This window comes from Pedobacter alluvionis, assembly GCF_003664035.1.
Taxonomy (GTDB): domain Bacteria; phylum Bacteroidota; class Bacteroidia; order Sphingobacteriales; family Sphingobacteriaceae; genus Pedobacter; species Pedobacter alluvionis.
Window position 1 is genome coordinate 714845 of sequence record NZ_RCCK01000010.1, and the last position, 13155, is coordinate 727999.

Genomic DNA, 13155 nt, shown 5'->3' on the forward strand with positions numbered 1-13155 from the left:
CGACGACTATTATTAAAAATATCTATAAGAAACCTTCAAAATATTTCACTAATTCGAACTGATGTTATTGGCTAATTTAATAAAAAAACCTCATGTATTTTGCAATACATGAGGTATCAGATAAGGGTAACCGGAAAACTAAAAAACTAATTATGAGTTTTTAGAATTTAACAAAAATGAAATCGCTTCGTATTTTGTTATATCAAAGGTGCACTTCATTTATGAAGTTTTAGTGAAGAAACTTCATGCTGCTATTATAGCTTTACTTATGTTACAATTGATGGTATAAAGTCTTTGCAAGGTCAGATTGGTTCTTTTCTGCTTTAGTCTAAAACAATATATCTGCTTCCGCTATTTATTAGCTATATAAAATCCATCATTAAAAAATACTTTCATGGGTAAAAATGTTGCAGAACAACTGGTTGAAATGCTGGTAGAGGTTGGTGTAAAAAGAGTTTATGCCGTTACCGGAGACAGTTTAAATTATTTTAACGATGCTGTAAGAAGAAATGGCAAAATAAAGTGGATCCACGTACGCAATGAAGAGGTTGGAGCTTTTGCAGCGGCGGCCGAAGCTGAACTTGACGGGATTGCCTGTTGTGCGGGCAGCTGTGGTCCGGGCCACGTGCATTTGATTAATGGTCTTTACGATGCACACCGATCACATGTTCCGGTAATTGCCATTGCCTCAACCATACCAACAGGGGAATTTGGAATGGACTTTTTTCAGGAAACAAATACCATAAAATTATTTGATGATTGTAGTTACTATAACCAGGTAGCCACCACTGCGGAGCAAGTACCAAGAATGTTTCAAACGGCTGTTCAGCATGCTGTTCATAAAAAAGGTGTTGCCGTTTTTGGTTTGCCTGGCGATGTGGCACAACTGGATGCGGTAGAGAGCGTAACTGCAATGCAATTGTTCAACAATAAGCCAGTAATCCGCCCTTCCGACCAGGAGCTGAAAGATTTATCAGACCTGCTTAATGGCGAAAAGAAAATTATGCTTTACTGTGGCATAGGTGCCGCCGAAGCACATGATGAAGTGGTAGAATTAGCAGGTAAATTAAAAGCGCCTGTGGGGTTTTCGTTCAGAGGGAAAATGGGGATACAATACAATAATCCTTATGAAGTGGGAATGACAGGCCTTTTAGGACAGCCATCAGGCTATCATGCCATGCACGAGGCTGATGTAGTGCTTCTGCTAGGAACTGATTTTCCTTATGTAAATTTTATGCCTGTAAAAAATAAAATTGTACAGATTGATGAAAAACCCGAGCGATTAGGCAGGAGGGCTAAACTTACTATGGGTTTATGTGGGAGCATCAGCGATTCGATAAAAGCACTATTGCCACTTCTTACCGAAAAGAAAGACGAAGGTTTCTTAAAATCCCAATTAGAATTTTATCAGAAAGTGAAGGAAGCACAGCAGGTTTATGTTAAAGATCAGGGTGAGGAAAATAAAATTCAACCCGAATTTGTAGCTGAAACCATAAATCGTTTAGCAGCCAATGATGCCATTTTTACGGTAGATACGGGAATGTGCTGCGTTTGGGGCGCACGTTTTATCGATGGAACAGGCAAACGTAAAATGCTGGGATCTTTTAACCATGGTTCTATGGCCAACGCCATGCCAATGGCTATCGGAGCAGCCTTGGCGCATCCACAACAGCAGATAATTGCGCTTTGTGGTGATGGCGGCTTATCAATGCTCTTGGGCGATATGGCTACCATTAAACAATATAACCTGCCGATAAAATTGATTGTTTTTAACAACAGGGCCCTGGGAATGGTAAAGTTGGAAATGGAAGTTGATGGCTTGCCCGATAATGAGACCGATATGATTAACCCTGATTTTGCATTGGTTGCACAGGCCATGGGCTTTAAAGGAATAACCGTAGCCAGGCCTGAAGAAGTGGAAACAGCAATCAGTCATGCATTAAGTGAGGAGGGGCCTGTTTTGTTAAATGTGATGACGAATCCGAATGCTTTGGCGATGCCTCCAAAAATAGAATGGGCGCAGATCAAAGGCATGACAGAATCCATGACAAAATTAATGCTGGGAGGTAAAATGAGTGAAGTTTTGGATACGATAAAATCGAATTATAAACATTTGGGGGAAGTTTTGTAAACGTAAAATCTGTCATCTAACCAAGGTGCAGAATTCCATAAAAACGTCATCTCGACTGAAGCGAAGCGGAATGGAGAGATCTATCTAAACAGATCTCTCGACTACGTTGCACTCCGCTCGAGATGACGGAATTACTATAAATTGCCCCTTAATTCCTGCTCACGCTCTAACGATTCGAATAATGCTTTAAAATTACCGGCACCAAAGCTCTGCGCACCTTTACGCTGAATAATCTCGAAGAAAAGGGTAGGGCGGTCTTCAACAGGTTTGGTAAAAATCTGCAATAAATATCCTTCTTCATCGCAATCGACCAAAATGCCCAGGCTTTCCAATAAGGCTATTTCTTCGTCAATTTTTCCTACACGCTGAGGCATCATGTTATAATAAGCTTCAGGTGGAGCACTTAAAAATTCTACCCCACGTGATTTTAGTTCTTTAACGGTTTTAACAATATCTTTTGTTGCTACGGCAATATGCTGCACGCCTTCACCCTCATAATATTCCAGATACTCTTCAATTTGCGATTTCTTTTTGCCTTCTGCAGGCTCGTTAATCGGGAATTTCGAAAAGCCGTTTCCGTTACTCATCACTTTACTCATCAAAGCCGAATATTCGGTATTGATTTGCTTATCATCAAAAGATAGAATATTTACGAATCCCATAACATCTTCATACCATTGTACGGCTTCATTCATGCGGTTCCAACCCACGTTACCCACACAATGGTCGATATATAAAAGGCCCGCATCAGCTGGTTGATAATCACTTTCCCATACCCGGTAACCTGGCATAAATGTTCCGGTATAGTTTTTACGCTCAATAAACATGTGTACTGTTTCGCCATAAGTGTAAATACCGCTCATTTTAACTTCGCCATTTTCATCAGTTAAGGTCTTAGGCTCCATGTATGGTTTAGCACCACGTTTTGTGGTTTCTTCGAAAGCACTATAGGCATCGTCTACCCAAAGTGCAAGTACTTTTACCCCATCGCCATGTTTTTTTACATGCTCTGATATTGGATGATCAGATTTTAATGCTGTGGTTAAGATCAGTCTGATTTTACCCTGTTGCAATACGTACGACGAACGATCGCGTACGCCAGTTTCCGGTCCGGCATAAGCCAGGCTTTGAAACCCAAATGCCGTTTTGTAGTAGTGAGCCGCTTGTTTAGCATTGCCTACATAAAATTCAATATAATCTGTTCCGTTAATAGGCAAAAAATCTGGTGCCTTAGCTATCTTTTCTGCGAATGTTTGTGTTTCCATTTGTTTGTTGTTATTTAAGTCCGAGGTCAGAGATCCGAAGTCGGATGTGATATTGTTAAATATGTTGTTGTTAAAAATGTTTTAAGGTTGAATGTTGTAAAGTTTGAATGTTGGATAATTGCCCGGCATCTATTTCATCTGCACTTTATCTCCGGACTTCCGACTCAAGACTCCCAACTATCCTTCCTGCCAGCTCTTGTGGTAATTTTCGTCTTCAATATCCACGGCGTCCTGTGTAAGCATTAAAGGTTTAAAAGGATCGATCATTACCGCCAGCTCATCTGTTTTTTCTTTTCCAATCGATTTTTCTACAGTACCTGGATGTGGCCCATGTGGAATACCGCCTGGATGTAAGGTAATCTGACCTTTAACCACACTCTTGCGGCTCATAAAATCACCATCTACATAATAAAGCACCTCGTCGCTATCTACATTGCTATGGTTATAGGGTGCGGGAATAGAATCGGGATGGTAATCGTATTTTCGGGGAACAAACGAGCAAACCACAAAATTATGTCCTTCGAAAGTTTGATGAACCGGAGGCGGTTGGTGCAGGCGGCCTGTTATCGGCTCAAAATCGTGGATAGAGAAAGCGTATGGATAATGATAACCATCCCAGCCTACATAATCAAAAGGATGTGTACCATAAGTATAGGGATAAATTAACCCCTGTTTTTTAATGAGTACTTTAAAATCGCCGTACTCATCATGTGTTTGCAGGTTTTCTGGTAGTCTCAAATCACGTTCACAATAAGGAGCATGTTCCATTAACTGTCCAAACTGGTTTAAATATCTTTTTGGCGGTCTTAGCGGACTAAAACTTTCTACAATAAACAACCTGTTTTGTTCGGTATCAAATTCCATCTGATAGATGGTCCCCCTTGGAATGATCAGGTAATCGCCATAAGCAAACTTAATTTCTCCGAATCCAGTTTTCAGCTTTCCAGAACCTTCATGTATGAAGATCATCTCGTCGGCCTGACTATTTTTGTAGAAATAGTCGGTCATTGATTTTCTTGGCGCAGCCAGAACGATATGCAAATCGCTGTTTACCAGAACGGCTTTTCTGCTTTCTAGAAAATCATCTTCAGGTTTAATATTGAAACCGATTAAACTGGTGTGTTTCAGGTGTTTTTCGCGTGCAATTTTTGGCTCAACACTATAAGGCTCGCCCAAATGTTTTACCATGGTTGGCGGGTGACAATGATAAACCAACGAATATAAACTGGAAAAACCTTCGGTTGATACCAATTCTTCGGCATAAAGATTTCCATCAGGTTTACGAAAAACCGTGTGACGTTTAGCTGGAATCTGCCCCAATTTATGATAAATAGGCATAATGATATGATGTTATTATGGTTAGATAAGAAAAATCCTAATGAATTAACAATTAAAACGGCAAGGCGTTTCAATTAAAAAGAAAGGTGAATGAAATTACAGTGAATACTGAGCCATGATCAGCTTGGATAGCATCTTATAGCGACGAGCTGCAATAGCGTCGTTTACCAGATTAATATGTAATGCTTTTAAGATCATGGTTTTAATGGTACTAAGGTAAGTATTTTATTTAAAAGCTGAAATTTTAATGTGATATATATACACCTCAGAGAGAGCCGCACCGTTGGTTATTGCCAGAGGTTAACATTTTGTATTGGCTGTTAGTGCACAATAGGGATGCTGCGTAGGTTATTGATTGATTGATTACGCTCTAACAAAAACTGCAACCAAAGATTTTCCTTTCAATTAAATCTAACCTTCAGAATATATCTTTTTAAAATAATACCGCGTAAGTTTAATTTTGAATAGCCTAATTGCTTAGCTTTACCGCGTATTTAACCAAATCATATATGAAACTAGTATCCTATAAAACCGAAGACAGAGAGCATCTTGGTGTGTTTGTAAATGGGCATATCTATAATTTAAATAGCTGCGATAAGCTTATTCCTGACAACATGAACGAATTTTTGAAGGGAGGAGAGGTATTAATGGAAAGAGCAAAACGCATTGATGATCAGATTAAAGAAGGAAGCCTGGAGGCCAAAGAAGAAATTTTTTATGAGATTTTGGCGCCTGTTCCACATCCAACCAGCTGTCGTGATGGATACGCTTTCAGGCAACATGTTGCTGCTGCACGTAGAAACAGAAAGGTCGATATGATCCCTCAATTTGATGAGTATCCGATCTTTTATTTTACCAATCACAACGCTATTCAGGGTACGGGAGAGATAGAATGCATGCCAGATCATTTTGATAAACTGGATTTCGAATTAGAACTTGCTATTGTTATCGGTAAAAAAGGTAGAAATATTAAAGCTGCTGAGGCTGATGAATACATTGCAGGTTATATGGTAATGAACGATATGAGCGCCCGTACTTTGCAGATGGAAGAGATGTTGTTGAATTTAGGCCCTGCAAAAGGAAAAGATTTTTCTACCGTAATTGGTCCATGGCTGGTAACGCCTGATGAATTATTGCAGTATAAGGTTGCTCCTAAAGAAGGACATGTAGGTAATGCTTACGATCTTAAAATGACCTGCAGAGTAAACGGTATCGAAGTTTCGAAAGGAAATGCTGCTGATATGGACTGGACTTTTGCCGAAATTATAGAACGTTGTGCTTACGGGGTCGACATCCTTCCTGGTGATGTAATTGGTTCAGGAACAGTGGGTACGGGTTGTTTCTTAGAGTTAAACGGTACTGGTTTACTTAACGATCCAAATTATAAAGTACAATGGTTACAGCCAGGTGATGTTGTGGAGATGGAAATAACAGGGCTTGGTGCTTTGACCAATACGATTACGAAGGCTGGTACGGATTTTTCGATTTTAGCGTTGAAAAAAAAATAAAGTAAAGTCGTCTCTATCCGAGAGTTTCGGGTTTAGTTCAAATCTTATATAAAAGTCGTCATTTCGAGCGGAGTGCAACGAAGTCGAGAAATCTATTATAGATATCTCCATTACGCTACGCTTCAGTCGAGATGACGACATTTTTCGAGTTATAACTTCTTTTAAACTATTGCGTTCAACATTTAACTCAATAAAACCTTGCTGACCCTAAATACCTCCAATTTAACGCCTGTAGAGCTACAAAACTACCTGCAGTACGCTATCGCCCCGCGACCGATCTGTTTTGCCTCCACTATTGATGCCGAAGGAAATATAAATTTAAGCCCCTTCAGTTTCTTTAATATGTTTAGTACCAATCCACCCATCTGTATTTTTTCCCCATCGAGGAGGGTGCGCGATAATACGACCAAACACACTTTAGAGAATGTTCATCAGGTAAAAGAGTGTGTGATCAATATAGTAAACTACGATATGGTGCAGCAGATGAGCCTGGCCAGTACCGAATATGCCAAAGGCATAAACGAGTTTGAGAAAGCTGGTTTTACCATGTTGAAATCTGATCTGGTTCGGCCGCCAAGAGTTGCTGAGGCGCCAGTGCAGTTTGAGTGCGTGGTGAATGAAGTAATTTCGTTGGGCGATAAGCATGGTGCAGGAAACCTGATTCTGGCTGAAATAAAAGTAATCCACATCAACGAAGCTATTTTAGACGAAAACGGTAAAATAGATCAGCATAAAATCGATCTGGTAGCCCGTTTGGGCGGTGATTGGTATTGCAGAGTTACAAATGATAATTTGTTTAAAGTAGCAAAGCCCCTGGCTAAATTAGGTATCGGGGTTGATCGTTTACCACAATCAGTCCGCTTTTCTAAAGTATTAACCGGAAACGATTTAGGTATGCTCGGTAATGTTGAGCAAATACCCACTGATGAGGAAATTGATCTGATCAGTACAAATCCCGAAGTAAAAGAAGTACTCGATGCCACCATTGGCGACAGTACCAACCGTGAAAGGGAATTGCATGAACTGGCTAAAAAGTTTCTTTTTAATGGAGATGTAGAACTTGCTTTAAAGGTTGTTTTACTTTAAAAGTTTTAAATATGACTTAGTATTTTGCTATATTGGTACTAAAATTATAGTCGTATGGAGAATTTTTCACTGAATGAAAAGTATATTTCTATTATCTATAAGAAAATACGTCGACAGATTCCAAGTACAAATGAAATTGCATCATGGTCGCCAGAAAGACGTCCAGATGGAGAAGTAAGACTTATTTTTTCGGTTATAAGTAGATATATACATACTGATAGGATAGGCGCAGAAATTGTTACTTACCTGGTAAATCCAAAAAATAATGAACCTGGAATATTGCTAAAAATGGTGAAGTCAGGTATAAATTATACAATAGATGAATTTAAACCTTTTATTTTAAAAAGTTTTGGTTCTATAGGGTTTTCAGTCGGTGCAGAGATTGGTGTTAAAATGGAATGGGCTAAATACCTTAACAAACTGAACAACCGGCCTGATAAATTATTAAGAACTGCAAGTTATATCCGTAAAGGAACTGCAATTTCTAAAATAGCAAAATTTTCAGGCAAAGTAATGAAGAAATCAGGTATAGCATTGGATTTATTAGGTACTGCCTTTATTTATTATGATATTTTTAAGCGCAGGATCACCTTCCATAATTGATGAAGATAAAATAATTCAGTCTACAATAGATGAAATTTCCAAATTATGTCAAAAGAGCCGTCCATACAACCTATAATTTATAAATCTAATTACCCTATTAGCATTTATTTGCTTATTTTTCTACCTATTATAGGTATTTTACTTACAGTTTTTTACAATGCTAATTTTTTTGCATTGATAATCTATTTACCGATTTTCCTTATTATATTTTATACATTTTTCTCACGGTATGCTGCTAGGGTTGAAATAAATAATTCTTTCGAAATGAAAGTATATTATTTTTTTTCCTGGAATAGAAATTTTAGTGTAAATCTGTTTATTGTTAAAAGTTTTGACTATGCAAGAGGTTTTTATGATCCATTTGATGATAGAAGATTAGGCTATTTTGGCTTTTTAAGAAGGTGTTATGATCTGATTATGTTGTTCGAAAGTGATCAAAATAGGCAAAAGGAGTATAAAGTCAATTTTAGGATAGGGGTCTTTAAAAAAGTAATTAATATTTTAAATAAAGAGGCAAAGATTAATCTTATAAAATTAAAGAGTACAGAAAATATAATTTGGTGATTTTTCGGCTATGCACACAATTGCTCAGGTAGACCAGTACATTATCAATTCGGCAGCATTTGCCATACCGATTTTAGATCATTTAAGAAACCTGGTGCATAAAGCCGATGCTCGTATTGAAGAGAAAATTAAATGGGGGATGCCTTTTTTTGATTTCAAAGGCACGGTTTGTCACATGGCTTCCTTTAAGAATCATTGTGCCTTTGGCTTTTGGAAAGGCTCGTTAATGCAAGATGAGTATGGCATTTTTAAAGAACATTCGGAAGCCATGGGTTTATTGGGTAAAATAAAATCTTTTGACGATTTGCCACCTGATGAAATTCTGATCGCTTATATTCAGCAAGCCATTCAATTAAATGAGGATAATGTAAAACTGCCACCAAAAACAAAAGCTACTGAAAAGAAAGAACTGGTTATACCTGAATATTTTATGGAAGCTTTACAAGAAGACCCGGAAGCTTTAACGGTATTTCAGAATTTCAGTCCATCCAATAAAAAAGATTATGTATTGTGGCTTGATGAAGCTAAAACGGAAGCAACCAGAATAAAAAGATTGGAAACCACTCTGGCGTGGCTTGCAGAAGGCAAAACCAGAATGTGGAAGTATAAAAAATAATTAGAGGATACTTACAATTTTCATAAAACGGGCTTTATAATGACCTTCAAGATCGGTAATGGTTACCTGGTGCGCTTTACCTGAAGAGGCATGAATAAATTTAATTCCGTTTTCATCAATAGAATAAACAATCCCAACATGACCGATTCTTCTTATTCTTGAATTACTGCCTGTAAAAATCAATACGTCGCCTACTTTTGCATTTTCTAAACTGGTTTCTTTACCCGCATAGCTAAACTCTCTTGAAGAACGTGGAACTTTAAAGCCAAAATTACTGAACACGTAACTCACAAAACCAGAACAGTCGAAACCAACCTTCGGGTTGCTTGTAGCATAACGATAGGGGATACCTAACATACTTTTAGCAAAATCGATAAGGGTTGTGGAGTTTGTGGAAGAGTTATTTTCCGTAACTGTTGTATTTTTTGGAAGGCTTGCAACTAATTTCTTTACCAGTTCCTGGTATTGCGCGGGTAAGATTGTTTGGGCTTTTCCTGCTGTGGCAGACAAAATGAAAAACAAAATCGGGACTATTATTTTCTTCATATGTGGAACCAAAGATATAAAAAATATCTAAAGTCGGTTAAAATGTTGAAAATGAGTTAAAACAAAAAAGTCCGGGTTAACTTACCCGGACCTGATTAAAATATTTGGCTTCGATTAAATACTTGGGAACATAGTTTGTGCTTTGTCGCCGATTAACGGAAGCGGTTTTTGTTCACTATTATTCGCACTTATAGCACCTATGATGATCAAAATAATGTAGGCAATATAAACTACAAAACTTAAATAACCAATTAGAGCGATTGGCACAATCATGATCAATATAGTTACCGCTACATAAAGTACAATCATACCCAAATGAAGCAATAATGACTGTCTTAAATGATAACTTGACAGCGCTGTTTTGTTGTCTTTGTACATGGCAAAGTACGATATCAACCACCCGAGTAGAAAAATGTAGCTAACAACAGCAGCATTTTTTCCACTGTCGACTGTTTTAAAAGGGGAATTTGTTTCCATAGATTTTTTTAGTTTTTCAATTACTGCCGTAAATTACTAAAAATTATCATACTATGGTGTAGTAACTGCTACTGGTAAAATTTTTCCATTAAAAAATTTATGTCCGGTTTTTGCAAAATCAGCCACATATTTTCCCATTTCAAAAGCCATCACCGGGCTTTGATAGCCAGGGAAAGCTGCTTCCAGCATCTCAGTCTGTGCAGACCCTAATGCAAGGCAATTAATTTTAATTCCGGTTTCAGCTAATTCAAAAGCCAAACATTCTGTTAACGTGTGCAAGGCAGCTTTACTTGCCGAATAGGCAGAAAGCCCGGGGAATTTAACACTCCCTTGAAAACCACCCATACTTCCAATGTTTACAATGTGGCTTCCGCTTTGCATTAAGGGCAAAATATGCTGAATCATCCTAAAATGCGAAATCACATTGCTCTGTAACATCTCGCCCAGATCATTTTCTGTAGTTTCTAAAAAAGGTTTGTTAATTAAAGCACCCGCATTGTTGATCAGGATATCGATTGTACCCAAACGTTCTTTTAAAAAAGGTATCAGGGCAGTATAATCATCGTTTACAATGTCGAATTCTACCGGTAAAAAGGTGCAATCTGGATTAATGCCTTTAGCAATTTCTAAGAGTTTACGCAGCTTATCTGCAGAACGGGCAATGGCAACAATCTTGTTTTCTTTATGTAAGCTAAACTCTAAAGCCGTTTCGAAACCGATTCCGCTGCTGGCACCTGTAATTATAATGTTCATTAAAAGGAATTAAAGTTAAAAGGTTCTTAATTATAGTCCTCGTTTGTAACGAGGATTATCGAGAATGGCGATTTTATCGCCAATTATTGTATCTTATTTTGTAAACGAAAAAATATAACAAACTAAACAAAATCATTCCTTAAATTTTTTGGTAAAATACACTATTTAAGTTTCGTTGTAATTTGCCGAAATGTTTGCGTAAACTAGCAATTGGATGCTTAATTTCAATTATCATATTCTAATTTAATTAAAAAACGGCTTGTTGAATAGTAGTAATCACATTACAAATGTGATTCTCTTCCATCCTCGTTACAAACGAGGACGATAATCAATCTTCCACAAGCAGCTGGCTCACCGGGTTTTTAATCACATGTAAGCCATCATTAATCAGTTTGGTATGATCTAACTCTTTACCCGCTTTAATTTCCAGATAAACCTGAATTTCCTTTTCCAGCTGATGATAAATCTTTTTATGGTAAATAATCTCTAAAATTTCTAAGGTACAAAGCCAATCCTGGCGGTGGTTTGTTTTTAGTTGTAAGAAAATTTCTCCCAGCTGATCCAGGTTTTCATCACTTTCCCTGATCTCTCTAACCGTTTTGTATAAACCGTGTAGTTTTAAGGTTTTATTGTCGTAAGTAATCTGATGCGTTTTTTCCTTGCTAATTAATGTAATCTCCTCGTAAGCATCTTTATCGGCAGCTCCATTAAAAACTGAAACAATGGTTTCGCCTATGGCCATATCATAAATGCCCCATTCGGGTTTAAATAAGATATTCCCATTACGTTCTGTAACCGTACAATCGTTAAAAGCCATTAAAAGGAGCTTGTCGCTTTCCGTAATCATGTCCTTAACTACACCAATCACTTTAATGCCACTTTCGAATATAAGTTCAGCTTTTTCGCCTGTAATTATCCCTAAGGCCTGTAATTCAACTGCGCTATAATCTTCCAGTGCTTTTGCCGCATCTTTTAACCGACCAACGGGAGATGAAAAACCATCGGCATGGTAATCTTTTCCATGGCCCTTTAATTGTTTTCCGTTAAACGCCAATGCCGAAGCACCAGTTGTTTTAATAAAAGTTACCTCATCTTTTGTGCCGACACCTATATCAGTAAATACACCACTTACCTGTAAGCCTGAACTATAAACAGCTGTGGCTACGTTTTTACAGGCAATTGCTTTCATAATACTTTCTGTTCCACCTTTCCTAAAAGCCATGGTATTGGCAAATTCTTCCAAAACATCAATCAGGTTTTGGAATGTTTCGGTTACAAAAAGCTGCGGTTGTGGTTTGGTAATGTCGTAGGCATAATTAATCGTATCAATGTTGTACCAAAGTTTCGCTACATCATTTTGCATGCAGGTTGCACTTTCACCGATAGAGGAAAGCAAACCCGCGCCATAAATTTTTGGGTTTTCTAACGTACCAATTAAACCATATTCAACTGTCCACCAGTGCAAGCGACCAAGTAAAGCCATTTCAGAAGGCTCGCCCATATTTTCACTAATGTAGCGCAATTCTTTTTCTGCCCTGGCAATCTCAAATTCATCAGCATTTACAGCTTCTTTTAAAATCGATAATTTTCTGATGGCTTCGTAAAGTTCAAAATCTTTCGCCGAAAACATGGCTTTTGCACCAATCGAACCAAAATAACTTAAATAATTATTGTAGTCGGTATCGGCAATAATAGGTGCATGGCCAGCACTTTCGTGTATAATATCTGGTGCCGGTGTATATTCGATGTGATTAATCTGGCGGATATCTGCAGCAATTACCAGTACCCGATAGGCCTGATATTCCATAAAAGCAGCTGGCGGAATAAAACCATCAACAGTTACGGCGCCCCAACCAATTTTACCCAGGTTATCGTTCATGGTTTGCAGGTCGGGAATGTGCTCAATACTTAAACCCGCCCGTTGTAAGCCTTTTATATAAGGGTAATAAGCAACATTTTTAAGATAACTGTAATTCTGGCGCATTACATAACGCCACACCGCTTGATCGATTGGTGTGTATTTTTCGTAATTCTGGTCAACAATAAATTGTTTTAAATGATTGGGCAATTTTGCTACCTGCGCATTATTAAAATCATTAAAATGGCTCATGGTTATTTATGAAATAAGTTGGTCGGCAGCTAAGTTAGGATGTTGTTTTTATCTTAACAAGAAAGCAGCCGCATAAATTAACAGGTTAACGTAATAAAGGATTCGGGTGGTTAAAATGATGGATTAATAATTTGGAAAGGTGCTGTAGCATTTTATCG

At 37.8% G+C, this 13155-nt stretch carries 12 protein-coding genes; 6 read left to right on the forward strand and 6 right to left on the reverse strand.

Annotated features, from left to right (window positions below; genetic code table 11):
• Nucleotides 1-394: 394 nt before the first annotated feature.
• Nucleotides 395-2131 carry a thiamine pyrophosphate-dependent enzyme gene (locus tag BCL90_RS03170; RefSeq protein WP_121282574.1) on the forward strand — a complete coding sequence of 579 codons (1737 nt, stop codon included), beginning with the start codon at nt 395-397 and terminating at the stop codon, nt 2129-2131.
• Between the two features lie 134 nt (nt 2132-2265).
• Here BCL90_RS03170 and hppD read toward each other — a convergent pair whose 3' ends face one another.
• Both hppD and BCL90_RS03180 read right to left on the reverse strand, forming a co-directional pair.
• Nucleotides 2266-3396, reverse strand: a complete 1131-nt coding sequence (hppD, locus tag BCL90_RS03175; protein WP_121282575.1) for a 4-hydroxyphenylpyruvate dioxygenase — start codon at nt 3394-3396, stop codon at nt 2266-2268.
• A 177-nt stretch (nt 3397-3573) separates the two neighbouring features.
• Nucleotides 3574-4734, reverse strand: a complete 1161-nt coding sequence (locus BCL90_RS03180; RefSeq protein ID WP_121282576.1) for a homogentisate 1,2-dioxygenase — start codon at nt 4732-4734, stop codon at nt 3574-3576.
• A gap of 509 nt (nt 4735-5243) precedes the next feature.
• Here BCL90_RS03180 and BCL90_RS03185 point away from each other — a divergent pair.
• The 5 genes from BCL90_RS03185 to BCL90_RS03205 all read left to right on the forward strand — a co-directional run bounded on the left by BCL90_RS03185 (nt 5244) and on the right by BCL90_RS03205 (nt 9111).
• Complete coding sequence (locus BCL90_RS03185; RefSeq protein WP_121282577.1) at nt 5244-6242, forward strand: fumarylacetoacetate hydrolase family protein; 999 nt, start codon at nt 5244-5246, stop codon at nt 6240-6242.
• 198 nt (nt 6243-6440) lie between these two features.
• On the forward strand, nt 6441-7328 hold the full coding sequence (locus BCL90_RS03190; protein WP_121282578.1) for a flavin reductase family protein: 888 nt from the start codon (nt 6441-6443) through the stop codon (nt 7326-7328).
• A 54-nt stretch (nt 7329-7382) separates the two neighbouring features.
• Complete coding sequence (locus BCL90_RS03195) at nt 7383-7931, forward strand: hypothetical protein (protein WP_121282579.1); 549 nt, start codon at nt 7383-7385, stop codon at nt 7929-7931.
• 264 nt (nt 7932-8195) lie between these two features.
• Nucleotides 8196-8495, forward strand: a complete 300-nt coding sequence (locus tag BCL90_RS03200) for a hypothetical protein (RefSeq protein WP_134380553.1) — start codon at nt 8196-8198, stop codon at nt 8493-8495.
• Nucleotides 8496-8505: 10 nt separating this feature from the next.
• A complete protein-coding gene (locus tag BCL90_RS03205) occupies nt 8506-9111 on the forward strand; it encodes a YdeI/OmpD-associated family protein (protein WP_121282581.1) in 606 nt (201 codons plus the stop codon).
• Here BCL90_RS03205 and BCL90_RS03210 read toward each other — a convergent pair whose 3' ends face one another.
• The 4 genes from BCL90_RS03210 to BCL90_RS03225 all read right to left on the reverse strand — a co-directional run bounded on the left by BCL90_RS03210 (nt 9112) and on the right by BCL90_RS03225 (nt 12997).
• Complete coding sequence (locus BCL90_RS03210; protein ID WP_121282582.1) at nt 9112-9657, reverse strand: C40 family peptidase; 546 nt, start codon at nt 9655-9657, stop codon at nt 9112-9114. It abuts the gene before it with no gap.
• Nucleotides 9658-9771: 114 nt separating this feature from the next.
• Nucleotides 9772-10134, reverse strand: coding sequence for a DUF4870 domain-containing protein (locus BCL90_RS03215; RefSeq protein WP_121282583.1), 363 nt, complete (start codon nt 10132-10134; stop codon nt 9772-9774).
• Nucleotides 10135-10185: 51 nt separating this feature from the next.
• On the reverse strand, nt 10186-10887 hold the full coding sequence (locus BCL90_RS03220) for an SDR family oxidoreductase (RefSeq protein WP_121282584.1): 702 nt from the start codon (nt 10885-10887) through the stop codon (nt 10186-10188).
• Between the two features lie 328 nt (nt 10888-11215).
• Nucleotides 11216-12997 (reverse strand): aromatic amino acid hydroxylase, encoded by a 1782-nt coding sequence (locus tag BCL90_RS03225; RefSeq protein ID WP_121282585.1) that lies wholly within the window; start codon nt 12995-12997, stop codon nt 11216-11218.
• Nucleotides 12998-13155 lie beyond the last annotated feature (158 nt).